At 65.3% G+C, this 24,344-nt stretch carries 24 protein-coding genes; 15 read left to right on the top strand and 9 right to left on the bottom strand.

Annotated features, from left to right (window positions below; all coding sequences use genetic code 11):
* Positions 1-2: 2 nt before the first annotated feature.
* Positions 3-1,622 (top strand): MFS transporter, encoded by a 1,620-nt coding sequence (locus AB0L58_RS03775; protein WP_364380535.1) that lies wholly within the window; start codon positions 3-5, stop codon positions 1,620-1,622.
* Between the two features lie 52 nt (positions 1,623-1,674).
* Positions 1,675-1,896 (top strand): hypothetical protein, encoded by a 222-nt coding sequence (locus AB0L58_RS03770; RefSeq protein WP_364380532.1) that lies wholly within the window; start codon positions 1,675-1,677, stop codon positions 1,894-1,896.
* Between the two features lie 205 nt (positions 1,897-2,101).
* Here the strand turns inward: AB0L58_RS03770 and AB0L58_RS03765 are convergent, their stop codons facing one another.
* The 6 genes from AB0L58_RS03765 to AB0L58_RS03740 form a co-directional block, all read right to left on the bottom strand.
* On the bottom strand, positions 2,102-2,860 hold the full coding sequence (locus tag AB0L58_RS03765) for a TetR/AcrR family transcriptional regulator C-terminal domain-containing protein (RefSeq protein WP_364380529.1): 759 nt from the start codon (positions 2,858-2,860) through the stop codon (positions 2,102-2,104).
* 2 nt (positions 2,861-2,862) lie between these two features.
* Positions 2,863-3,663 (bottom strand): enoyl-CoA hydratase-related protein, encoded by an 801-nt coding sequence (locus AB0L58_RS03760; protein ID WP_364380526.1) that lies wholly within the window; start codon positions 3,661-3,663, stop codon positions 2,863-2,865.
* Positions 3,660-5,072: a CaiB/BaiF CoA-transferase family protein gene (locus tag AB0L58_RS03755; protein WP_364380523.1), complete on the bottom strand. Its 1,413-nt coding sequence runs from the start codon at positions 5,070-5,072 to the stop codon at positions 3,660-3,662. Before AB0L58_RS03755 ends, AB0L58_RS03760 begins: the two co-directional genes overlap by 4 nt.
* Positions 5,072-5,854: an SDR family NAD(P)-dependent oxidoreductase gene (locus AB0L58_RS03750; protein WP_364380520.1), complete on the bottom strand. Its 783-nt coding sequence runs from the start codon at positions 5,852-5,854 to the stop codon at positions 5,072-5,074. Before AB0L58_RS03750 ends, AB0L58_RS03755 begins: the two co-directional genes overlap by 1 nt.
* Positions 5,841-7,052 (bottom strand): cytochrome P450, encoded by a 1,212-nt coding sequence (locus AB0L58_RS03745; RefSeq protein ID WP_364380517.1) that lies wholly within the window; start codon positions 7,050-7,052, stop codon positions 5,841-5,843. Before AB0L58_RS03745 ends, AB0L58_RS03750 begins: the two co-directional genes overlap by 14 nt.
* A gap of 110 nt (positions 7,053-7,162) precedes the next feature.
* Entirely contained in the window at positions 7,163-7,948 is a 786-nt protein-coding gene (locus tag AB0L58_RS03740; RefSeq protein ID WP_364380514.1) for a coniferyl-alcohol dehydrogenase, read from the bottom strand.
* A 154-nt stretch (positions 7,949-8,102) separates the two neighbouring features.
* Here AB0L58_RS03740 and AB0L58_RS03735 point away from each other — a divergent pair, with 154 nt between their 5' ends.
* Complete coding sequence (locus tag AB0L58_RS03735; protein ID WP_364381743.1) at positions 8,103-9,338, top strand: cytochrome P450; 1,236 nt, start codon at positions 8,103-8,105, stop codon at positions 9,336-9,338.
* Positions 9,339-9,373: 35 nt separating this feature from the next.
* Positions 9,374-10,870 (top strand): carboxyl transferase domain-containing protein, encoded by a 1,497-nt coding sequence (locus AB0L58_RS03730; RefSeq protein WP_364380512.1) that lies wholly within the window; start codon positions 9,374-9,376, stop codon positions 10,868-10,870.
* Between the two features lie 90 nt (positions 10,871-10,960).
* Here the strand turns inward: AB0L58_RS03730 and AB0L58_RS03725 are convergent, their stop codons facing one another.
* Positions 10,961-11,803, bottom strand: a complete 843-nt coding sequence (locus AB0L58_RS03725) for an SDR family oxidoreductase (protein ID WP_364381739.1) — start codon at positions 11,801-11,803, stop codon at positions 10,961-10,963.
* Between the two features lie 310 nt (positions 11,804-12,113).
* Here AB0L58_RS03725 and AB0L58_RS03720 point away from each other — a divergent pair, with 310 nt between their 5' ends.
* From AB0L58_RS03720 to AB0L58_RS03675, 10 genes are all read left to right on the top strand, one after another.
* On the top strand, positions 12,114-12,737 hold the full coding sequence (locus AB0L58_RS03720) for a hypothetical protein (protein ID WP_364380509.1): 624 nt from the start codon (positions 12,114-12,116) through the stop codon (positions 12,735-12,737).
* Between the two features lie 344 nt (positions 12,738-13,081).
* A complete protein-coding gene (locus AB0L58_RS03715) occupies positions 13,082-14,284 on the top strand; it encodes an amidohydrolase family protein (protein ID WP_364380506.1) in 1,203 nt (400 codons plus the stop codon).
* A 13-nt stretch (positions 14,285-14,297) separates the two neighbouring features.
* Complete coding sequence (locus tag AB0L58_RS03710; protein ID WP_364380503.1) at positions 14,298-15,923, top strand: AMP-binding protein; 1,626 nt, start codon at positions 14,298-14,300, stop codon at positions 15,921-15,923.
* Between the two features lie 65 nt (positions 15,924-15,988).
* Positions 15,989-16,759, top strand: coding sequence for an amidohydrolase family protein (locus tag AB0L58_RS03705; RefSeq protein ID WP_364381736.1), 771 nt, complete (start codon positions 15,989-15,991; stop codon positions 16,757-16,759).
* 31 nt (positions 16,760-16,790) lie between these two features.
* A complete protein-coding gene (locus AB0L58_RS03700; RefSeq protein WP_364380500.1) occupies positions 16,791-17,837 on the top strand; it encodes an acyl-CoA dehydrogenase family protein in 1,047 nt (348 codons plus the stop codon).
* Between the two features lie 13 nt (positions 17,838-17,850).
* Entirely contained in the window at positions 17,851-19,047 is a 1,197-nt protein-coding gene (locus AB0L58_RS03695) for an acyl-CoA dehydrogenase family protein (RefSeq protein ID WP_364380497.1), read from the top strand.
* 16 nt (positions 19,048-19,063) lie between these two features.
* Positions 19,064-19,222, top strand: a complete 159-nt coding sequence (locus AB0L58_RS03690; protein WP_364380494.1) for a hypothetical protein — start codon at positions 19,064-19,066, stop codon at positions 19,220-19,222.
* A complete protein-coding gene (locus AB0L58_RS03685; protein WP_364380492.1) occupies positions 19,219-20,133 on the top strand; it encodes a TIGR03619 family F420-dependent LLM class oxidoreductase in 915 nt (304 codons plus the stop codon). The genes AB0L58_RS03690 and AB0L58_RS03685 overlap by 4 nt, the downstream gene beginning before the upstream one ends.
* A 118-nt stretch (positions 20,134-20,251) precedes the next feature.
* Entirely contained in the window at positions 20,252-21,253 is a 1,002-nt protein-coding gene (locus tag AB0L58_RS03680) for a Rieske 2Fe-2S domain-containing protein (protein WP_364380488.1), read from the top strand.
* Positions 21,250-21,870 carry a cysteine hydrolase gene (locus AB0L58_RS03675; protein WP_364380485.1) on the top strand — a complete coding sequence of 207 codons (621 nt, stop codon included), beginning with the start codon at positions 21,250-21,252 and terminating at the stop codon, positions 21,868-21,870. Before AB0L58_RS03680 ends, AB0L58_RS03675 begins: the two co-directional genes overlap by 4 nt.
* A 297-nt stretch (positions 21,871-22,167) precedes the next feature.
* Here AB0L58_RS03675 and AB0L58_RS03670 read toward each other — a convergent pair whose 3' ends face one another.
* Positions 22,168-23,316 (bottom strand): thiolase family protein, encoded by a 1,149-nt coding sequence (locus tag AB0L58_RS03670; protein ID WP_364380482.1) that lies wholly within the window; start codon positions 23,314-23,316, stop codon positions 22,168-22,170.
* A 17-nt stretch (positions 23,317-23,333) separates the two neighbouring features.
* Positions 23,334-23,750 (bottom strand): OB-fold domain-containing protein, encoded by a 417-nt coding sequence (locus AB0L58_RS03665; RefSeq protein WP_364380479.1) that lies wholly within the window; start codon positions 23,748-23,750, stop codon positions 23,334-23,336.
* 155 nt (positions 23,751-23,905) lie between these two features.
* Here AB0L58_RS03665 and AB0L58_RS03660 point away from each other — a divergent pair, with 155 nt between their 5' ends.
* The gene (locus AB0L58_RS03660) at positions 23,906-24,298 is read left to right on the top strand and encodes a pyridoxamine 5'-phosphate oxidase family protein (RefSeq protein ID WP_364380476.1); all 393 of its coding nucleotides are present in this window, start codon (positions 23,906-23,908) and stop codon (positions 24,296-24,298) included.
* Positions 24,299-24,344: the final 46 nt, after the last annotated feature.

The following is a 24,344-nucleotide window of genomic DNA, read 5'->3' as shown; positions in this document are numbered from 1 at the left end:
CCATGACCACCACCACTGCCACCCCGCCGCCGGAGGGCGTCGAACCAGTCGACACCGGTCGGCTCGACGGTGCCTCCGGACTGCGGGTCATCACCGTGCTCGCGGCAATCGTGCTGCTCACCGAGACCTCGGCTTTCCAGACCGTCATGGTCGGCGCGGCGCTGCAGAAGATGACGACGACGTTCTCGACTGTCGGCTCCGATATCAACTGGGCGATCATCATCACCGGCATCATCGGGGCCGCCGCGACCCCGGTGCTGGGCAAGTTGAGTGATATGTGGGGCAAGACGCGTGTCTACCTGCTCTGCGGGGCGCTGTTCCTGGTCGGCAGCCTGATCGACGCCACGACCTCCAGTTGGACGTTGTTCCTGGTGGGCCGGGGCCTGCAGGCGTTCGCGACAGCCACCCTGGTGCTGTCCTATGGTCTCGTCCGAGATCTGTTGCCACGCAAGTACCTAGCGCTCGGACTCGGTGTGGTCGCCGGCGGTGTCGGGGTCTCCGGGCTGTTGGGGCCGATCATCGCAGGCGCGTTGGTGGACCATTTCCAGTGGCGCGCGCTGTTCTGGTTCCTGGTCGTCTACACCGCGGCGGTGATGGTGCTGTTCGCACTTGTCGTTCCGGAGTCCAAGTTGCGGGTGCGCGAGCGGATCCAGCCCTTCGGCATCATCATGCTGTCGGCGGGCACCTTCGGCATCCTGCTGTACCTGTCCAAGGGACAGGACTGGGGCTGGGGCAGAGCCTCGGCGCTGGCCTGGGTCATCGGCGGAGCGGCGCTGCTCGTGCTGTTCGTCGTGATCGAGTCTCGGTCCAGTCGACCCGTCATGAACATCAGGCTACTGTCACGACCCGAGGTCGGTCTCACGATGCTGATGACATTGTTCGCGACGGGCATGCTCATGGTGGTGGCGACCGCACTCGGGTATATGAGCCAGACGCCCAGCTCGGAGCAGCTGAAGCAGATGGTCGCGCAGGGCGCGGTCGACAAGGCGCACGAGATGACCGGAATGAAGCTGCCGCTTTCGGTGGTGCACGTGCGTCTCGATCCCACCTACCACTACGGCAGTGGCTTCGGAATGCTCTCGTTCGCAACGCATCTGGGGATCTGGGCGGGTGTCGTGAGTATGATATTCGGCCCGATCGCCGGTGTTCTCGCGCGCCGGATCGGCGCCCGTATCCCCGCGATCATCGCGTGTGTGGTGATGATCGGTGTGGGTATCGGCTTCGCGCTGGCCACACCGCATTACAGCTGGCAGCTGTTCGGCGTGCTGAACGGGTTGTTCGGTATCGGTTTCGGACTGTTCTTCGCCGCCGCTTCCATCCTGATGGTCGATGCGCTGCCCGAGGAACAGCAGGGCATCGGATCCGGCATGCTCGGTGTGACCATCGGCATCGGCGCGGCCGTCGGGGCCGCCATCATGGCCGCATTCCAGTCCGCCAACCCGATCAATGCCGAGGTCGGCGCGATGGGTCGGAGTGCGACCCAACCGATTCCGCAGGTTTTCGCCGACCAGGGTTATGTGCTCACCTTCTGGTTCATGTCGGGGTTGGCGCTGGTCGCTCTGGTCATCGCGATAGTCATGCGCCACGGTCGCAAGCCCAGCACGGCGGAAATGGTCCACTAGTGCCCTCGTCCGGAAAGGTCGACACGGTAATGCCTGGGGGTGACGATAAGCCATGACCGTCAAACGATGGTTCCCACCCGAAGGTGATGTCCACGTGCGAATCTGGCTGGCCGGCGTGGTCTTCGACTACTCGGCCGCCGCGGCGGCAGTCCGTAACTTGATCCACGATTGGAGGCGAATGCATTGGTGCACAATCGAATTGATACGCGATACCATCGAGGACTGTCGGCCGCTGCCGCGCCTGCCGTGCGAACAATTGTTCCTCGGCCCGTGACCGACAGCGCCGATATGCCAGCGGGTCGGATTGATCATCGAGCTGCGATCGTGTGCGGGCTGTACCGACGCACTCAACTCCGCGGTGTAGCGTCCGAGCTTCCCGCTAACCGAACCAGCCTTTCCGGACTGGGCACCCGGCGTACAAGATTCGTCGTCCCGGCAGGCGGATGTCCGGCCGGGACGACGAGTGGTGTCGGACAGTCCTACGAGGCCTGGGCGGCGTCGCCCGGCGCGACGGAATTCGTGTGTGCCGACGAATTCAGCTGGATCAGCCGGCTCGCGTGGTCGAGGATGCAGCGCAGTCCGTATTCGAAATTCCGGTCGTCCGGTGCGCCCGATCGCAGTCCCTTGGCCATGGCCTCGGCGAGCATCGGAGTCGTCTCCGGCTCGATCAGAATGCTGTCGTAGTATGCCCGGCCCGCTACCTCCAGCTCCTGGTTCTTGTCGTAGAGCCGTTGCAGCACAACCGATCCGCGGATGTGCAGATTGATCGCGGAGTAGATGTCGAAGGCCTGCTCGACCGAAAGGCCGGCTTCCACCAGGCTGGCCACCGTCCGCTCCACTTGCTCGGCACCCACCCGACCGGCGTGCTGACTCAGCGCCGATCTGACCAGGATCAGATCGCACAGGATCGGGCTCGCCAGGAAGGTGCGCCGCATGGTGCGCGCGTGGTTACCCAGCGTCTCACGCCAATTGCCCGCTTCGACGGATGGGTAGGGCACGGCATACACATACAGCCGCAGCGCGCGGTCGGTCATCGCATTGAGCAGATCGTCCTTCTTGCGGAAGTACCAGTAGATACTGGTGACCCCGACATTGAGATGCTTACCCAGCAGCGGCATGCTCAGGCCGTCGATCGAAACCTGTTGCGCGAGTTCGAATGCGCCATCGATGATGTCCTCCGGATTCAGCGAGCCGCGTTCGCGTCGCTGCCGCCGCTCGACGGTGACCCGTTTCGCCATTGCTAACCTCCTGTGCCCCATGCCCCGGTGAAGACCGGCTCGCGTTTCTCGGCGAACGCGGCGAACGCCTCGATTACATCGGCGCCGGACAGGTTGATGGTTTGGGCGCGCGCCTCGTTGGCGAGCGCCTCGCGCATCGTCCGATCCGTTCCGTCGTTCAACAGCGCCTTGGTCTGCGCGAGTGCGAGCGGCGGCCCGGCGGCCAGCCGCACCGCCAGCTCATCGACGAACTTGTCGACAGCCTCGTCGGGCTGTATCCACGTCACGAGTCCGAGCGAGTGCGCTTCCTCGGCGCCGATCATGTCGGCCAGCAATGCCAGGCGCTTGGCCTGCTGTAGGCCGACGAGTTTGGGCAGTAGCCAGGAGCCACCGCAATCCAGCGACAGCGCTCGCCGGGAGAAGATCTGGCAGAAGCGCGCGTCGGGCGTCGCCACCACCAGGTCGCATCCGAGCGCGAGATTCCATCCCGCGCCTGCCGCCACCCCGCGCACTTTTGCGACGGTGGGCACCGGGAGGTCGTGCAACTGCTGCACGACCTCGTTGATGACGCGCAGTTCCCGGCTGGGATCGGGAAATTCGTCCATGCCGGCGGTATCGGAGATATCGGCGCCCGAACAGAACGTGCCGTCGGCCCCGGTCAGGACCACGGCACGAATGTCGCGACCGTGCGCGACCCGGTGGAACTCCGCGCGCAGTCCCGCCCACACCTCGCGGGTCAGCGCGTTCTTACGGTGCGGGCGATTCAGTGTCAGTGTCAGCACCGCACCCACCTGCTCGGTGCGCAATACCGGTTCGTCGGTCACAACTCCACCTCGCTGGCGCTCGGTTCCGCCGTGACCGGCGGTGCTGTGCCTTTGGTTCCCTCGCTGCGCTCGGTCACAACTCCACCTCGCTGGCGCTCGGTTCCGCCGTGACCGGCGGTGCTGTGCCTTTGGTTCCCTCGCTGCGCTCGGTCACAATGTCGTCCTTCCATATCCGGATCTGCAAATGGGTTGGTCGGCACCGGTCCGATGGCCCCCCGGTTACGCAGGCGGGTGATTTCCTCCGCACCGAATCCGGCTGCGGCCAGGACGGTTTCGGTGTGCTGGCCCAGTCCTGGGATGGCCCCCATAGGCGGTTCGTATCCGGCGATGACGGGCGGTGGCAGCAGGGCGGGTACCGGACCGGCGGGCGTCTGGATCGGTCGCCAGCGTCGACGTGCCGCGAGGTGTGGGTGGGCGATCACGTCGGCGGGGGTGTTGTAGCGGGCGTTCCCGATTCCGGCCGCGTCGGCGCGCGACTGGACGGTGGCCAAATCGTGTTGCGCACACCAGTGCGCGATCGTGGCATCGAGTTCGCTGCGGTGGCGCACCCGTCCGGCATTGGTGGTGAATCTCGGATCCTCGGCGAGATCGGGCCGGTCGAGAATGTCGCGGGCCAGGCGCTGCCATTCTCGGTCGTTCGTCGTGCCGAGCACCACGGTGCGGCCGTCACTGGTGGGATAGGCACCGTAGGGGGCGACCGCCGGGGAACTCATGCCGAGCGGCTGCTGATCGATTCCGGTGTACCGGGTGTAGTTGAGCGCGTATCCCATCAGTTCGGCAGCCGTATCGAACAGGCTCACCGCCGCCGCAGCGGGTTCGGTCGCGGATCCGCCGGGTGCTCGTCTGCCGCAGATCAGCGCCACGATCGTCAATGCCGCGTACAGGCCCGAGCACACGTCGGCGATGGGCGGACCGGGTTTGGCGGGGGCATCCAGGAAGCCGGTGACCGCGCATACCCCTGATTCGGCCTGAATCAGCAGGTCATAGGCTCTTTTGTGGGACAGCGGCCCGCCGGGGCCGTAGCCATCGATCTCCATCGCGATCACGTGCGGATGCCGCGTCGCCAGATCGTCCGAGGCCAAGCCGAGTGCGGCCGTCGCCCCCGGCGCCAGGTTGGATACGAATACGTCGGCGGATTCCAGCAACCGGTGCAGGACCGCCATCCCCTCCGAATTCTTGAGGTCGAGCGTCACCGATTCCTTGCCGCGGTTCACCCACACGAAATGCGCGGCGAGCCCGTTGACAACATCGTCGTAGTCGCGCGCGAAGTCGCCGCCGCGCGGATTCTCGATCTTGATAACCCTGGCTCCGAAATCGGCCAGGGTACGGGTGCACATGGGAGCGGAGACGGCCTGCTCCAGGGCCACGACGGTGATTCCGGCGAGCGGGCCCGCGGTCGGATCGGACATCACATCACCAGGCCACCGTCCACCGGCAGGATCTGACCGGTGATGTAGGAAGCGGCATCGGAGGCGAGAAAGACAAAGGCCCCGGCGACCTCATCGGGTTCGGCCCACCGCCGCAGCGGAATGCGGTCGAGCATCTTTTCGGCGAACTTGGGGTCGGTGCGGATCTTGGCCGTCATGGCGGTAGCGGCCGCCGGCGCCAGCGCGTTGACGGTGATCTGCTTGCGCGCCAGCTCACGGGCCAGCGATTTGGTCAGACCGACGATGGCGGACTTCGCGGCCGAGTAGTTGACCTGCCCGAGCGCCCCGGCCAGACCGGCCGACGAGGTCACGTTGATGATGCGGCCGGTGCCGTCGGTGGGTAGGTATGCCAGTGCCGCCTGCGCGCAGCGGAACGCGCCGAGTACATGGATGTCGAGCAATTGCCGTACCGACTCCTCGGTGGTCTTGCCGAACATCGCGGGCGCGGTTACCCCGGCGTTGTTGACCACGATGTGCAAGGTGCCGCCGGCCAGCTCGGCCGCCGCGGCGACTGCGGCGTCGGCGGCCTCGGGATCACGAACGTCCAGTGCGACGCTCGCGGCGTGTCCGCCGTCGGTGATAATCCGCTCCGCCGTGGTCGCGGCCGCCGCCGCGTCGAGATCGGTGACCAGTACCGCCGCGCCCTGCTCGGCCAGTGCGGTGGCGACGGCCGCGCCGATGCCGCCGCCGGCACCTGTGACCAGCGCCGCGCGGCCGGACAGATCGAACCGATTCCGATTCCGCTGTAGCTCAGGCAATGACATCGAAGGTCACCGGCAGTGTGTTGGGCGAGCGGAACGGCTGGCCGAAGATATGCGGATCGCCCGCGTCCACCAGGGTGAATCCGGTCAGCCTGCTCAGCAGGGCCTCCATGGCGACCCGGGTCTCCATCCGAGCCAGGTGCAGGCCGAGGCAGGTGTGCGCACCGGCGGTGAAGCTGATGTGCGGAATGTGGGATCGGAAGATATCGAATTCCTCCGGTCGCTCCCAACGGTTCTCGTCGCGGTTCGCCGATCCCAGGCACAGATCGAGCACCGCGCCCCGCGCAATGGCGACACCTTCCAGTTCGGTATCCTCCGTCACGTACCGCTGCACGAGCGTGAGCGGCGTTTCGTAGCGCAACCCTTCCTCGACGGCCTGCGGGAGCAGGTCGTGATTGCGCTGCACCGCCTCGTATTGCTCCGGATGCGTGAGCAGCAGGTACAGCAGATTTCCGGACGACCGATAGGTGGTTTCCAATCCGGCAGGCAGCAGCAGCCGCAGGAACGAGTAAATGGCCTCCTCGGTCAGCTTCTCTCCGTCGATCTCGGCGGTCACCAGATCGCCGATGATGTCGTCGGTCGGCTCGGACCGCCGCCGCTCGATATGCCCGAGGAAGTATTCCTTCAGGTCGTTGGACGCTTCCAGCGCCTGCGGAACCTTGTTGGCGTAGCTGATGATCGACACCGCCGCCTGGCGGAAGAAGGGCAGGTCTTCCTCGGGGAGTCCGAGCAGGCGGGCGATGACACGGGTGGGGAACTCGAAGGTGAATTCCTTGACGAGGTCGGCGCTGCCGCGCTCGGCGAACTCGTCGATGAGCGCGTTGCAGATCGGCCGGACGATCTCCGGTTCCCACTGCAGCAGCGACTGCGGCTTGAATGCGGTGGCCACCAGATTCCGGTGCGCCCGATGCTTCTTGCCGTCCATGGCGAGAATGGTCGGGCCCATGAATACGCCGATCGTGGAATCGTAGAGCTTGGAACTGAATACCCGACTGTTGCGCAGTGCGGTGCTCACCGCCGGGTAGGAGACCGCGGCATAGCTGTCCGACGGGCGCAGCGACTCCGGGGTCCGGGAGTAGTCCATGACCGTTCCGTGGAAGACACCGCCGTCGCGCCGCTTGGCGGCGAAGAACGGGTAGGGGTCCCGCAGGTCGAGGGTGTCTTCGGCCGTCGCCGATTTGTCTTGAACGGGGATATCCACAGCTCACCTCTACATCGTCACAGCGCGCGGCGCCTTGCCGGTACAAGATACTGTAATCTATACAGTATAGCTTCCGCGCGCTGAACCGGCGGTGGTCGGCGGGCTGTCGGTTACAGCTGTATCGGTGCCCCGGCGATCAGCGGTGCGACGAATCCGCCGTCCACGTGGACGTCCTGTCCGTTGATCCAGCGCGCCTGCGGCGAGCCGAGGAATGCGATCACGGGCACGATGTCGTCCACGGTGGCGTGCCTGCCGATCGTCGCCTTCACGGTGTCGAGGACGTCCTTGCCCATCGACGCCTCGAAGTCGGCCAGGATCGGCGTCTCGGTCGGCCCCGGACTGACGGTGTTCACCCGGATCCCGTATTTCTGCCAGGCCGTCGGCGCCAGCCGCTTCGCGTAGATGATCGCGGCCTGCTTCGATGTGCTGTACACCGGATAAGTCGGGTCCTGACCGTCCTGCCAGCGCTCGACGGTCTCGGCGTCGCTCGCGGCGAGCAGTCCGGCCAGGTCGTCCAGGCGCTGCTGCCAGCCGAGGGCGGCCACCGAGGCGATCGTGACGATCGCGCCACCGTGCCGCAGTAGCGGCAGCATGCCCTCGACAGTCAGTCGCATACCGAGATAGTTCACCTTCAACACGTCTGCGGCCGGTGCGGTGCCGGGCACGCCTGCGACATAGGCCAGCAGATCCCAGCCCGAGCCGATCCGGTCCAGCAGCGCCGCGATGGCCGTGGCGTCGCGCAGGTCGCACTGTTCGTGCTGTGCGGCCGGGGTTTCGTTGGGGTGCAGATCTACCGCGAGCACGTGGTCGCCGTTGTGGTGGAAGTGGGCCGCGGTCGCCGCGCCGATTCCCGAGCCGGCGCCGACCACAACGATTTTGCGTTGCCCGGAGTCCATGAATACCACCGTTCCGCTGCATGGATGCGCGATATAGAATGCTTGACAGTAAGGGTCACTATAAATCAGGCTGTTGGCCGATACAACGATCTGGGACGCGGTGCGCCCGCCGGATCGGACCCGCATGAAGACGGATGGAATGGAAGTGCCGCTGATGAGCATGCCGATCGTCGACGAAGCCGCCAATGTCCTCGCAGACCCGACCGCGTATGCCGACGAGGCACGGTTGCACGGCGCGCTCACCGCGCTGCGGGCGAAGGCTCCGGTATCGCTGGTCGATGTGCCCGCGTACAAGCCGTTCTGGGCGATCACCAAACATGCCGACATCATGGCGATCGAGCGGGCCAACCGGCTGTTCACGAACTGGCCTCGACCGGTGCTGATGACCGCCGAATCGGATGAAATGCAGGCGGCCACCGGTATTCGCACGCTGATCCATATGGATGAGCCGCAGCACCGGGTCGTACGGGCGATCGCCGCGGATTGGTTCAGCCCGAAAGCCATGAAGGCACTGGGGGATCGGGTCGAGCAACTGGCGAAACGCTACGTCGACAAAATGCGCGCTGCCGGTGGGGAATGCGACTTCGTCCAGGAGGTCGCGGTGAATTTCCCGCTGTATGTGATCATGTCGCTGCTCGGCGTTCCGGAGGCCGATTTTCCCCGGATGCTGAAGCTCACACAGGAATTGGTCGGCAACGACGATGCCGAGTTGCAGCGCAGTGCACCGTCGGACGAGAAGATCAACTCGCTGCTCGAGATGTTCGAGTACTTCAAGCATCTGACCGAGTCTTGGCGGGCGAATCCCACCGGAGACCTCGGATCCACCATCGCCAACGCCCGTATCGACGGTGAGCCACTGTCGGATGTCGACACCATGTCGTACTACGCCATCATTGCCACGGCCGGGCACGACACCACCAGCAGCAGCATCTCCGGGGGCCTGCGCGCCCTGATCGAGCATCCCGATCAGCGCGAAAGGTTGCGTACCGATCTGCATCTGATGCCGCGGGCGACCGAGGAGATCATCCGCTGGGTCACGCCGGTCAAGGCATTCATGCGGACTGCCGCCGAAGATACGACGGTCCACGACGTGCCTATCGCCGCGGGCGAATCGGTATTGCTGTCCTATGTGTCGGCGAACCGTGACGAGGACGCCTTCGAAGACCCGTTCCGTTTCGATATCGAGCGGGAGCCCAATAAACATGTGGCGTTCGGATTCGGCGTGCACTTCTGTCTCGGCGCCGGACTGGCCCGGATGGAGATCAATAAATTCCTCACCGAACTGCTGCCGCGATTGACCTCGATCGAGCTGAACGGTGTGCCCGAACTCAGTGCGACCACATTCGTGGGCGGGCTCAAACATCTTCCGATTCGCTACTCGCTGATGTGACCGCAACACCCGACTCGATCGATTAGGACATAGCGATGACGAATGCCCAGACCTGGGACGAAACCCTCGAAGACCTCGGGCGCCGCCGTGCGCGCGCACAGGCGATGGGTGGGCCCGAACGGGTCGCCAAACATCGCGGCAAGGGCAAGCTCGACGCCAGGGCGCGCATCGAGCGGCTGCTCGATCCCGGCACCTTCCACGAATTCGGCACCCTGGTCGGCGGTGAGGTCGCCGCCGACGCGATCGTGACCGGTTCCGGACTCATCGATGGCGCGCCGGTGATGGTGGGGGCGGAAGACTTCACGACCCTGGCGGGCAGTATCGCGCCGGGCAGCAATTCCAAACGCTACCGGCTGGCCGAACTCGCGCTGCGCAACAAGGTGCCGCTGATAATGCTGTTGGAGGGTGCGGGATTTCGGCCCACCGGCGACCATTACGGGCGTACGCCGACCGATTTGCTGGCCCAGGCGCGATGCTCCGGCCGGGTGCCGATGGTCACCGGGGTGCTCGGCCCCTCGGCCGGGCACGGTGCGCTGATCGCTCCGGTGGCCGATTTCGCGATCATGAGCGGGCAGGGCGCGATCTTCACCGCTGGTCCGCCGGTGGTGAAAGTATCCACGGGGGAAGATATTTCGAAGGAAGATCTCGGCGGCCCGGATGTCGCGCTGCCGAGCGGGCTGATCCACAACCTCGGCGAAACCGACGAGGATGTGCTCGACGCGATCCGCCGCTATCTGTCGTATTTTCCGTCGAGCGCGTGGTCGTACCCACCGGCGGTGACTCCCGACGAATCGGCCGGGCCGCGGCCGACGCCGGAACTGCTCGACATCATCTCCCGCGACAACCGGCGCACCTACGATATGCGTGCGGTGCTCGATGTGGTCCTGGATCATCCCGACTGGTTCGAGGTGCAGCCCGATTTCGGCGAGGCGATCATCTGTGCACTGGGTCACCTCGGTGGTCACCCGGTCGCGGTCGTCGCCAACCAGCCGCAGGTGCTGGCCGGGTCGATCGACGCCGCCGCCGCCGACAAGGCCGCCCACTTCATCACGGTCGCGGACTCGTTCCACCTGCCGATCGTGTTCCTGGCCGACAATCCGGGCATGCTGCCGGGCAGCGAATCCGAGCAGGACGGCGTATTACGCAGTGGCGCACGGATGTTCGTCGCACAGACGGCGGCAACGACGCTGAAGCTGCACCTGACGTTGCGCAAGGCGTATGGCTTCGGGTCCATGGTGATGTCGCTGATCGGGTTCGACAGCCAGGTGGCGACCTTCGCCTACCCGGGGGCGACCATGGGGGCGATGAGCGCCGCCGCCCTGAGTAGTGCCTCGCATGCCGAGGACGACGTCGCCGCGTCCCTGCGTGCCATGGAATTGCAGGCGTCGTACCACTCGGCCGAGCATATGGGCTTCGACGAGCTCATCCGTCCCGAGGAGACACGCAACGCGCTGCTGCTGTCACTGCAACGCGGCATCTACGCCCGGCAGGCCGCCGCCGAGCCGGTTTCTCGCACCGTCATCGTGCCCTGAGTCTCGCGGGGGAGGCGCCGGACATCTCCGGCGCCACTCGATGTGCCGTGCGCCCCGCCGAACGTTTCGGTGGTCGAATTACATTGCGGATCAGTGTGTTTCGGCGGAAGCGGCGGCCGCGATGCCGAGGAAGGCAGCTACCACTCCACCGTCCACCAGCAGATCGGTGCCGGTGACGAATGCCGCGTCCGGGCCGAGCAGGAAGGCCGCCGCGGCGGCGATATCGTCCGGAGTGCCCGGTCGCTTCGCTGCCGACATGCCGATCATCGCGCGCATCCCGTCGCCGGTGCCCGCCGAGGACAATTCCTGACGTCCCATCGCGGTGGAAATGACGCCGGGGCTGATGGAGTTGATCCGGGCGCCGCGCTCGCCCCAAGCCACGCTCGCGGCGCGGACCTGTAAGTGGTTGGCGCGCTTGGCGATGGCGTAGGCCAGGCCCGGTTCGGTCAATACGTCCGGGGCGAGGGCGGGGAGATTCAGCAACTCGTCGGTCGGGGTTGTGGCCAGCGCCGCCTCCAGGTCCGCGGGCAGGGTGCCCATATGTCCGCCCATGCTCGCGATGACCACACCGGCCCCACCCGGGGTGACGACCTGGCCGAACTCCTCCAGCACCAGGCCGACACCGACGAGGTCCACCCGCAGGATCGCGGCCGTCGGCGCCTGTGCGGGGGAGAGCCCCGCGGTGTGCACGATCTGGGTGACCGGTCCGAGGGACTCCGCCGTTTTCGCCAGTTCGGCGACCGACTCGCGGGCGGAGACGTCCACGCTCGCGGCGGTGACGGTGTGGCCGTCGTCTGCCATGGCGTCGGCGACCGTCCGCAATGCGGTTTCGTCGAAATCCGCGAGTAGCACCTGTTTGCCGCCGGCTTGCCGCCGCGCGATCGCCCGGCCCATCCCGCCGGTGCCGATGACTACCAGCACATCACGAACCACGGTCGTCTCCATTCGTGTGACCGGGCGGCATCGCCCGATAATTGGATTCTCTGTGATGGTAACGCGGTTGCACACTCGGTGTGCGCCAGCTCTGGCGGTGACCGTACGGTCCTCGTCCGCTATGGTGTCGGCGCTGTTCGCAATGTGGTTTCGTCGATCTGCGAACAGTACATGTTTGCCGCCGCGCTATCGCCCGATGCCGATGACTATCGGCACGTCACGAACCGTGATCGGCTCCATTTGATAGGCCGGATGACATTTTTGAGAATCATATTCTCTGTGGTGGTAACGCTGCTGTACATTCGGTGCCATGCTGGCGGCGATCTCCGTATCGGACCGGGTTGTGTCCCGGCTGCGAAATTCTCACAATTCGCAGAAATCGATATTACTGTATCGCTTACTGTATATGAGCTTCAATGCACTAGAGATGAGGATTTCCATGCGTGTTCCATTCCTTCGCGCTGTCGCAGCGTCTTGTGGCCTGGTGGTCGTCGCCGCTGCGGCTCTGACCGGTTGTTCCAGTGATGACTCCGGCACCGCCGCATCGACATCGGCCGTCTCGTCCAGTGCTGCCGCGGCACAAGCCGATCCGGCGACCGTCAAAGCTGTCACCGACGCGTATGTGACCTTCTTCAACGGGGCGGCAACGGCGGATGCGCGGATCGCGGTCGTGGAGAAGGGGCAGGTCTTCGCGCCGGTGTTGCAGGCCCAGGCGGGTAACCCGCAGGCGCAGGGCACATCCGCCACGGTGTCGGCAGTGAAGCCGCTCGACGCCACCCACGCCGATGTCACCTACACCCTGCTGGTCGCGGGCAATCCGGTGCTGCCGGATCAGCTCGGCCAGGCGGTCAAGGACGGCTCGCAGTGGAAGGTCACCGCGGAGACCTTCTGTGGCCTGCTGATGCTGCAGGGAGGTCAGTCCCCGGCCTGCTGACCGATCGCGGACCGAGCGCCCGGGTGCCGGAACGAAAGTTCCGGCACCCGGGCGCTTTGCGTTGGGCGGCCGACGCCGGGGCGAGTCGGCCTGCGCCGATCGGCGGCCTTTGGTCGAACTCTTGTGCACGGCCCTATCGATAGGTATACAGTAGACATAACTATTTGATCTGCGGCAGGTCGTTCGATAGCAAGATGCGGCATCCGGAAAGGACTGTCACGCTGCACTGATCGGCTGGGACGGACCGCGCGGCGATGCCGTCGGTACCGCTGCCGTCGATGCCGGTGCACGGGCCGGCCACCGGACCGGTCGAAACGACCATCGGGCGAACTGAAAGGACGCTGATGACTGCGCTCGACTACAAGGCGATCGACGTCGACAACCACTACTACGAGCCGCTGGACGCGTTCACTCGGCACCTGGACAAGAAGTTCCGGCGGCGTGGTGTGCAGATCGTCCAGGACGGCAAGTACCACACGGCGATCATCGGCAACCGGGTGAACCGGTTCATTCCCAATCCGACCTTCGACCCGATCATCGTGCCGGGCTGCTTGGATCTGATCTTCCGCGGTCAGGTCCCCGAGGGCGTGGATCCAGCGACACTGATGCAGGTCGAGAGCCTGGAAATGCGGCCCGAATACCGGGATCGAGATGCTCGCGTCGCCGTCCTCGACAAGCAGGGCATCGAAACTATCTTCATGTTCCCGACGTTCGGCTGCGGCGTGGAAGAGGCTCTCCGGGACGACGTCGAGGCGACTGCGGCATCCTTGCATGCCTTCAACCTGTGGCTGGACGAGGATTGGGGTTTCGACCGGCCGGACCACCGGATCCTCTCGGCACCGATGATCTCGCTGGCCGATCCGGCGGCCGCGGTCGCCGAGGTCGAGTTCGTACTCGAACGCGGTGCGCGCATGGTCCACATTCGACCCGCTCCGGTGCCGGGCAGCGCCAAGCCGCGTTCGCTCGGTGATCGTGCGCACGATCCGGTGTGGGCGCGCCTGGCGGAGGCGAATGTTCCGGTCGCCTTCCACCTCGGTGACAGCGGATATCTGAAGATCGCCGCCATGTGGGGTGGTAAGGATACGTTCGAGCCATTCGGGCCCGGGGACGCGCTGGACAAGATCCTCGTCGACGACCGTGCCATCCACGACACCATGGCCTCGCTGATCATCCACGGCGTGTTCGATCGGCATCCGAAGCTGCGGGTGGCCAGCATCGAGAACGGCTCGGACTTCGTGCACCGGCTGGCCAAGCGGATGAAGAAGCTGGCCAACCAGTCTCCGAAGGCGTTCCCGCACGATCCGGTGGATATCCTGCGCGAGCACGTGTGGGTGGCCCCGTACTACGAGGATGATCTGCCACTGCTGGCGGAAAAGATCGGCGCCGAGCGCATCCTGTTCGGTTCGGACTGGCCGCACGGCGAGGGGCTGGCCGAGCCGGTGGCCTTCACCGACGAACTGACCGCCTTCGACGCGGCCGACGTGCGAAAGATCATGCGCGACAACGCTCTCGAATTCCTGGGGCTGCCCGTCGCAGCTGCCGCGTGAGATCGAGGCCGCGTTGACCGAATGGAGTATCGGTGCCGTCTTCGACGCTGTCGCGGCGGCGGTGCCGGACCGGACGATGACCGTCTGCGGCAACCGGCGCAGCACCTTCGGCGAGTCGGCGCTGCGGATCCGACGGTTCGCGAACTTCGTCGCGGCCCAGGGTTTCGGCGAGCACACGCCGCGGGACCGGCTCAGCCGGTGGGAGTGCGGTCAGGACCGCATCGCCCTGCTCATGCGCAACGATCTGTACCTCGACGTGCTGATCGGCTGTATGAAGGCCCGCGTCGTACCGGTGAATATCAACTACCACTACACGGCGCGTGAGATCCGGGACCTGCTGGCCTATATCCGGCCCCGTGGCATCGTCTTCCATCGATCATTCGGGCCGGTGGTCGCCGAAGCCGCGCTGGACGATACGGAGTTGCTGATCTCGATCGAGGACGGCAGTGACGCTGCTGTTCCGACGGGTACGGTGCCGTTCGCGGACACGGTGCTCGACGGTGACACCGCAGAGGTAGTCACCGCTACGCCGGACGACCTGGTGATGCTGTGCACCGGCGGGACCACGGGGCGGCCCAAAGGCGTCCTCTGGCGGCAGAGTGATCTTTATGTGGCGTCCATGAACGGTGCTGATCACGAATCCCTCACGCCCGTACAGGATCTCGCGCGGTCGACCGAACACGTCTGGTTCGCGGTATCACCGCTGTCGCACGCCGCCGGCATCATGACGGCCTGCGCGGGGCTGCTGGTCGGGCAGACGATCGTGCTGTACGACGACCGAAAAACCTTCGATGCGCGCACCGCTCTGGAAATAGCGGAACGTGAGAACGCGGCGTTGATGACGATCGTCGGCGACGCCTACGCCGGCCCTCTGGTGCAAGAGCTGCGAGAGCGCTCGTACGACCTGTCCTCGCTGCTGGCCATCGGAACCGGGGGAGCGGCGACCAACCAGCTGCACAAACGGCAACTGCTCGACTTGCTGCCGCACGTCATGGTCGTCGAGGGCTATGGCGCGTCGGAGACCGGCGGTATGGCCTTCGGTCGTAGTCGGCACCGTGCCGAGGTCGAGACGTTCGATCCGGGCCCGGGTGCGACGGCGGTATCGGCGGACCGCACCCGCTTTCTCGCGCCCGGCGATCCCGAGATCGGGTGGGCGGCCAGAATCGGCCGGGTTCCGCTCGGCTATTTCGAGGATCGCGCGGCCACCGAGCGCACCTTTCCGGAGATCGATGGGCAGCGCATGGCCATCCCCGGCGATCGGGCGAGTGTCGATGCCGACGGCACCCTCCGATTGCTCGGCCGCGATTCGCTGGTCGTCAATACCGGCGGTGAGAAGGTTTTCGTCGAAGAGGTCGAGGAGGTGTTGCGGGCGCATCCGGGGATATTCGACGCATTGGTGGTGGGGCGGCCGAGTCCGCGCTGGGGGCAAGAGGTAGTCGCACTGGTGTGCCCGCGGGCGGGGGCGGATGTCACCGACGCGGCACTGCGGCAGGTATGCAAACTCGAATTGGCCGGATTCAAGGTGCCGAAGGAATTCATATTCGTAGCGGAGATCCGGCGGCTCGGAAACGGTAAGCCTGATTATCGCTGGGCCGCGAAACGTGTGGTACCGGGCGTTGCGGAGGAAATTGGGGCGTGACTGTGCACAAAGTAATCGACTGCCTGGTGAATGTGCATTTCGGTGAGCGGGACCAACCCGACTGGATGCTGAAGGTCCGGGACGACTATTTCAAAGGACCGGCGTCGTTGTACACGCAGGTCGAGCTGACGGAATTGCTCGACGAGATGGACGAGCAGGGCGTCGAAAAAGCGGTCCTGATGTATTCGATGGCGAAACCGTCGAAGACCGCGCTGAAATTCGTGGAAGCGCGGCCGGACCGATTCGGTCTGGCCATCAACGGCGTCGATCTACTACATCCGATTCCGTCCTTGCGTGAACTCGATGCACTGGTGAACGATCTGCCGGTGGTCTATACGACGGCGGGGCCGAGTTTCTGGGGCGACGGCCGGTATCCGCCGACCGATGCGGTCTACTACCCGCTGTACTACAAATGCGCCGAGCTGGGTCTGCCATTGTGCATGAATACCGGAATACCGGGACCGCCGATTCCGGGTGAGGTGCAGAATCCCATTTACCTGGATCAGGTGTGCTTCCGATTCCCGGAGCTTCGGCTGTGCATGATCCACGGCGCCGATCCGTGGTGGGATATCGCGATTCGGCTGCTCATGAAATACGAGAACCTTCGACTCATGACCTCGGCCTGGTCGCCCAAGCGGCTGCCGGACAGTCTGGTGCATTTCATGCGGACCCGGGGAAAGCAGAAGGTGATCTTCGGCTCGGATTGGCCGGTGCTTCGCATGCGCCGGGTAGTGCCGGAAGCGTTGGCGCTCGACCTGCCCGAAGACGTGCTGGACAACTATCTCTACCACAACGCACAGGAATTCTTTTTCGGTGACCGAGCGGTCGCCGACTGAGCCGCGCGCCGGAACGAGGAGCAAGAGAAATATGGACCGCTACGAATTGCGCAGGCAGGATTACAGCCTGTCGGAAGATCAGACGGAACTCCAGGCGGCGTACGCGAAGTTCGTCAAGAGCCGGTGCCCCCTCGAGGTGGTGCGCGCGGCCGAACCGACGGGTTTCGACAAGAATCTGTGGGAGCAGCTGTGCGGTACCGGCGCGACCACCATGGCGCTGCCCGAAGCCGTGGGCGGTGACGGCGCGACACTGGTCGACCTCGCCCTGGTCGCGGAGGAGCTCGGCCGCGCCATCGCGCCGGTGCCGTGGATCGATCATGTCTGCGCGGCTCGCCTGCTGGCTCGGCTCGGCGCATTGCGGGCCGATGCCGATGGCACGGCGGATGTGGTCGAGGGCAGACAGGTGGTCGCGCTGGATGCGCGCATCGACGCCGTTGCCGGGATCCGGCTCATCCCGTCGGGGGCGATCGCGGATCGGATCATCGTCCGCGACGGCGACGATATCGTCGCCCTGACCTTCGCCACCCGGCCCGCGAAGGTCGAGAATATCGGCCGTCTGCCGATGGCGTGGGTCGATCCGGCGGCGGCCGACGGGCGGATCGTGCTGGCCAGTGGCGCCGACGCACTCGCGCACTATGAGCGCGCCCTCGACGAGTGGCGGGTGCTCACCGCGGCCGCGCTGGTCGGGCTCGTCGAAGAGACGATGCGCATCGCGGTCGAATTCGCGAAAACCCGCTACACGATGGGTGTTCCGATCTCGACCCTGCAGGGCATATCCCATCCGCTGGCCAATATCGCGATCGTCGTGCAGGGCGGGCGCAACCTTTCTCGGCGGGCCGCCTGGTTCCTCGAATACGAACCCGATGTCCAGCCCGGACTGGCGGCTGCGGCGTTCGTGTATATGACCGAGGAGGCCGCCAAGGCGGCCACCATGGCCGTGCACGTCCAGGGCGGACTGGGTGTCACGACGGAGTCGGCCGCCTCGGCCTATCTGGTGCGCGCCCGTGGCTGGCCGCTGGCGGCGGGCGATCCGGGCGCCAGCGCCGTGCGGGTCGCCGAACTGTTCGCGCGGGCCTAGAACGGAGCTATCGATGGACTTTTCTCTGGTTGAACTCTCCGCCGAGGACGCGGCTTTCCACGATCGGGTGCGAAAGTTTCTCGGTACCCATGTCACCGACGAGGTGCGGCGCCGCGATCGCGAAACCGGCGATAATTTCGACGCGGGTGTGCACCGTGCCATGGGTGCCGAAGGGTGGCTGACAGCCGAGATGAACACCGGCGCCGACGGCGGGATGACCCGCGTGCAGCGGCGCATCTGGGATCTCGAGAAGCGGCGCGTGCACGTCCCCTGGGTCACCTGGGGCACCACCATCATCGTGGCGCAATCCGTCGAACAGTTCGGCTCGCCCGAACTGCGCGAGGAGGTGCTGCCGCGGGTGCTCACCGGCGAGGTCCGGTTGTGCCTGGGCTACACCGAGCCCGAAGGCGGATCCGATGTCGCGATGTGCAAGACCCGCGCGGTTCGCGACGGGGACCAGTGGGTCATCAACGGCGCCAAGATGTTCACCACCGGCGCGCACAATTGCCAGTATGTCTTCCTGATCACCAATACCGATCCCGAGGCGCGAAAACACAAGAGCCTCACCATGTTCCTGGTCCCGTTGGATACCCCGGGTATCGAGATCCAGGGCATCCGGACGGTGGACGGTGACCGCACCAATATCGTCTACTACAGCGACGTCCGAATCGATGACAAGTATCGGCTCGGCGCGGTCAACGAGGGCTGGCGCGTGCTCATGGAGCCGCTCAGCGTCGAGCACGGCGTGGTAGACGTTGCCGCGGACGGCCTGCAGGATGTATCGGTCCTGGTGCATCAGGGCCTGGTGATGGCGACGTCGGCGGACAAGGTGGCGGCGATAACCGCCCGGCGTGGTCCGGACGGTCGTCGGCTGCTCGACCACGGATCGGTCGCGTATCGGCTCGGCCGCAGCATCGCCCGGATGGAGGCGGCGCTGTCGGCGCCGAATATGTTCGGCCGGGTCGCGATCGCACAGGCGATGCGTGATATAGCCCCGGATCTGATGGATATTCTCGGGTCCGCGTCGGCGTTGCCGATCGACACCGACGGCGCCATCGCTGACGGCGGCGCCGAATACCTCTACCGCTGGGCGCCGCTGTGCGGTATCTACGGCGGCACTCTCGAGGTCTTCCGCAACCTGATCGCGCAGCACGTGCTCGGTCTCGGACGTCCCAACTATGCCGCGCCGGCCCAGGCGAAGACGAGCTGAAAAGGAGCGTGTCGCTATGCCGTCACGACACGATCGTCGGCGGCAAGCCGATCGCATTCCGGCGGCCCGCGCCGAGATCCAGGCACTGTTTCGCGTCGCCGCTGGTTACCACCGCGGCGTGCTCTCGTTCATCGAGGAATGCGCGCTGCACTCGACAAGGAGACCGGCGCGATGAAATACGTGCTCGAATATCCGAGCGAGCTGCCGAGCGCCTCCGATGCGTTTTTGCGGCCGGAGGTGATCCGCGCGGTCGTCACGGCGGCCGAGGAGTCCGGATTCTCGGCGGTGGCATTGAGCGAACATCCGGCCCCGTCGCTGAAATGGCGGCGCAACGGCGGGCACAACACCCTCGATCCGATCGCGGCGTTGAGTTTCATGGCCGGCGTCACCGCGCGAATTCGCTTGCTGACCAACCTCTATGTACTGCCGTTCCGCAATCCCTATCTGTCCGCGAAAGCGCTCGGCAGTTTGGACATCGTCTCGGGCGGGCGATTGATCGCCGGTGTGGGTGCAGGCTATCTGCGGGCGGAGTTCGCCGCGGTCGGCGTGGACCACGAACGCCGCGCCGAACTCCTCGACGAGGCCTTGGGTGCGCTGCGGCGGATTTGGATCGAACCCGAAAAACCTGTCGAGGGAAGAGATTTCGCGGCACCGGGCCCGCTGTGGCTGCAGGCCCCCGTACGACGACCACACCCGCCGATCTGGATCGGTGGCAATGGCCCGGCGGCCCTGCGGCGAGTGGTCCAGCACGGCGACGGGTGGATGCCGATCATCGCAGGGGCGGATATGGCCGCCGCGATGCGCACCAAGGCCATCGAGAATCCCGATGAGTTCGGCGACGGCGTCAGTGCACTGCGTCGTCGGCTGGCTGCGGCTGGCCGTGACCCGGATTCGGTCGACGTGCAGGTGGTGTGTCCGCATCTGGATTTCGCCGACGCGGGCACGGTGCGCACGGCCCTGGCCTACCTCGACGATCTCGAAAAGCGCGGTGCCGGTTGGGCGGTGGTGCATGTCGACGGCTCGAGCCCCGAGGCGGCGGCGGACTTCGTCCGAACATTCGGGGAGGTCGTCATCGCCGATCGATGACGTGGCCGCTCCGGGTGCCCGGAAACGGTCGCGCAGGGTCGCGAGACCCGTGCCATATATATTACTGTAAGTGCATCAGTATAGGCGGTTCCCGCCCTGGCAAGACTGGAGGTGTCACGTGAAGGTCCCCTTCACCTGGAAGGTCACCGGGTGGTTCATGGTGGGGTGGTCGGCCGAATTTCCGCAGGGTGAGGTTCGGCCGCTCCGGTACTTCGGCGAGGATCTGGTCGCCTACCGTGACGAGTCCGGTGAACTGCACATATTGACCGGGCACTGCCGGCATCTCGGTGCGCATATCGGCTACGGCGGCAAAGTGGTCGGCGACTGTGTCGAATGCCCGTTCCACGGCTGGCGATGGGGTCCGGACGGTACCAATCGCCGCATTCCCGACGAGGACCGGACCAACCGTGGGCTGCGGTTGCGGGTCTACCCGGTCAACGAGCAGAACGGTTGCGTGTTCATGTGGCATCAGCCCGACGGCAAGGAACCGCAGTGGGAGATGCCCGATATCCTGCGGCTGTTCCCGGAACTCGAGACCGACCCGGAGAATTTCTACCGCCCGTATCCGGAGTTCTCTCGCAAGACCGAGCGCGAGCCGGTGCATCCCCAGGTCGTGCTGGAGAACGGCCCGGACAGTCTGCATTTCGAATATGTCCACGGCGCCACCGTCACCCCGCGAATGCTGGACTACAGCGTCGTCGACCACACCTGGAACTTCCTCACCGGCTGGCCCGACGCGCGCAGTGACGATCCGGATAAGATGGCGTTGAAGATCCACGCGCAGATGTTCGGTCTCGGCGGCTCCATCAGCGCGTTCGACGGATCATCCAAGCACCGGCTCATCTTCGCCACGACGCCCGTCGACGACGAATGCTCGGACCTGTTCTATTCGATCTGGTGGCCGCGCAATCCGGGAGACGATTCCGACGTTCCGCCACCGGCGGTTCGCGAGCGCGTCGAGAAGCAGTTCCTGGTCACCGTATGGGAAGACCTGAGTATCTGGCGTCATCAGAAGTATGTCGAACGCCCGCCGCTTTCCCCCAAGGATGCGAAACCGTATCTGTCGCTTCGCAAGTGGGCCACCCAGTTCTACGACATACCGCCGGTCGGCACCACGTGAGCCGGCTCGCGCTGGCGGATCTGGTCGCGCCCGCGCATACGGCCATCGTCACCCAGGAGTGTCAGGGTGCGGTCGTCGGGCCCGATGCCGGTCTGCCCGCCCTGGCGGACGAGGCGCGTCGCGAGGCACTGCCCAATATCGGCAAGTTGCTGCCCGCGGCGCGCACGGCCGGAGTTCGGGTGGTGCACTGCGTGGTATCGCGACGGGCCGACGGCCAAGGCTCCAATCACAATGCAAAACTCTTCGCCATCGGCCGCCGTGGTGTCGCGGTAACTCCCGGCAGTCCCGGCGCCACGCTGTTGCCGGAATTCGGGCCGGAACCGAGCGATCTTGTTCTCACTCGGCGACACGGCCTCGGTCCCATGGGTGGTACGGATCTGGACGCGGTGCTGCGCAATCTCGGTGTCTCGACCATCGTCGCGGTCGGGGTGTCACTCAATGTGGCGATCCCCAACCTGGTCATGGACGCGGTCAATGCCGCCTATCGCGTTGTGCTGCCCCGCGATGCGGTCGCTGGGGTGCCGCGTGAGTACGGAGCCGCCGTCATCGAGAACACATTGTCGCTGCTGGCCACCGTGACTACGACCGAGGACCTGCTGCGAGCCTGGGGGCGATAGCGGATGCCTCGCGGCCGAGCTGGATCCCGATTCGGCCGACCGCTGGAACCGGATGTGTGAACGTCGGTGGGATCTGCGGAGACGGCGAGTGCAGGCGCCTCGGGGCAGCCCGCGTCGTTGTGAAGTCTATGCGGCAGTTCGGATCTCCGGAAGTCCGGGCGCAGGTGCTGCCGCGGGTGAGGACCCGTGCGGTCCGGATATGGATCTTCGCCAGTTCGGTACGTGGCAGCAGTGTGCAGATACGGTGTCACGCACCGAACTGGCCAGTTTCTGCGCGGGTGGCTTTCGGTGCGGAGATCAGGTGGTGACGATCGTTGCCCCGGCGGTGCCCGGAGCGCCGTAGAGAAGCGCGAAGCCGGCCTTGGGATCACCGGACACCTGACGTTCGCCGGCGGTCCCACGCAGTTGCAGGACGAGTTCGTGGAGCTGACGCATTCCCGAAGCGCCGATCGGTTCGCCGTTCGCGATGAGTCCGCCGTCGGTGTTCACCGGCATCGAACCGGAGATCTCGGTGACACCGTCGGCGATCAGCTTCTCCTGGTCTCCGTCGGCGCAGAAGCCGGCCTCTGCCATATGGATGACCTCGGCTCCGGCATCGGTGTCCTGGAGCTGGAGGACATCGATGTCCTTCGGTGCGATACCCGCGGACTCGAACGCCGCGCGCGATGCGTAGACCGAGGGGGATACGTCCTCCTGCACCGGTGCGTATGTCGTATTGACCTCGTACGCGCCGTATTTGCGTGTGCGCACCTCGACGGCGCGCACGTATATCGGCTTGCTGGTATAGCGGTGCGCGATGTCGGCTCGGCACATGATCACGGCGGCGGCGCCTTCGTCCGGCGCGCAGAACATGTAATGGGTCAGTGGGTAGTTGAGCATCGGCGCGGCGAGGATGTCCGCCTCCGAGACTGCCTTGCGGCGGAAAGCGTTCGGATTCAATATGCCGTTGCGGTAGTTCTTGGCGGCGACCCTGGCCAGGGTCTGCACGGAGATCCCGTGGTCGTGCAGGTAGCGGTTGGCTTTCATGCCGAAGAACTGTGTGGTCAGATATTGACCGTTCTCGCCGTACCACTTGGGCATGCCGACGAGGGTGGGGTCGACGGTGAACGCGCCGCGCGGATGCTTGTCCATGCCGATCGCGATGCCGATGTCGTATTTGCCGAGCCGGATCCCATCGGCGCAGGCTTCGGTGGCGCTGGCCGAGGTGGCACAGGCATTGAAGACATTGGTGAAGGGGATGCCGGTCAGTCCCATCAGGCTCACGATCGCATCGGGATTGGCGACCTCCCAACTGCCACCGACGGCGAATTGGATATCTCGCCATGCCAATCCGGCGTCGGCGAGGGCGGCGCGAATGGCGTCCGTCCCCATCTGCATCGCTGTCTTGCCTTCGAATCGGCCGAATGGATGCATACCCACGCCGATGATCGCTACATCGTTGGTCATGTGAAAAGTCCTGTCCCTCAGGCTGGTTGGAAGGCGAAGGTGAGCACCTCGTTGCCTTCGGGGTCGGTGCCGAGCGGCACGGTCGTCAACGCGACTTCCATACCGAATGCCAGCTTGTCCGGGTCGTTTTCGGTGAGCCGGCCTTCGATCCGGATGACGTCGCCGAGCTGGACCAGGCCGACCCCGAAGGGAACGAAGGTTTTCGGTGTCTCGTTGCCGAGGTAGGGCGCCCCCGGGAGGAAACCCTGGGTGGTCCAGGCCACCAGGGTGCCGTTGCGCGGGAGGGTGATCGGCTCGATCGACTGCCGACTGCACCGCGGGCACAGGTCCTGGATGGGGAAGACGGTTGCACCGCACGCGCCACACGATCCGCCGACGAGCCGGAAGTCTTCGTCCGGCCAGTTGGAGATCTCAGGGGCAATTATTCTCCGCATATTCGTTCCTCCGGGTTGCAGATGTTTATACAGTAAGCCATACCGGAAGTGGTGCCACAACCATGCGATCACGAGGGTCGGGCGGCGCTTGCGGCAGGCTACGGAGAGTATTACTGTATATATTTCGATACTGGTGCTGAACGGGTGGTGGAATCATGACGTCGAAAGTGCCTGCCGGATTCGAGGACCTCCTGCGGCGCCCGATCGTCGGCGTGCTCGCAACCGTGACTCCGCACGGATCCCCGGACCAGACGCCGATGCGGTTCACCTGGGACGGCGCACATCTACGCATGAGCCATACGATTCCGCGGCGGAAGTTCACGAGCCTGCAGGCGAACCCCAACTATTCCTTCCTCATCACCGATCCGGACGCCCCTTCCCGGGTCTTGGAGGCGCAAGGGTGGCTGGTGACCGTGCAAGGGGATGAAAAGGGCTCGTTCTACTCGATGTTGAACGAGTTGTACGGCGAAACCGAGAACGGCCTGCCCGCCGACGTGGACGATCGGGTCGTCCTGCTTCTCGACGCAACCAGGTTCATCGCCAAATAGACTGTGTGCCTGGTGTTTACGCCGTTCGAGTAGCTCGGCCAGGCGC

This window comes from Nocardia sp. NPDC052112, assembly GCF_040680135.1.
GTDB lineage: Bacteria > Actinomycetota > Actinomycetes > Mycobacteriales > Mycobacteriaceae > Nocardia.
Note: the sequence above shows the minus strand (reverse complement) of the source record. Positions and strands in the feature narration are given on the sequence as shown.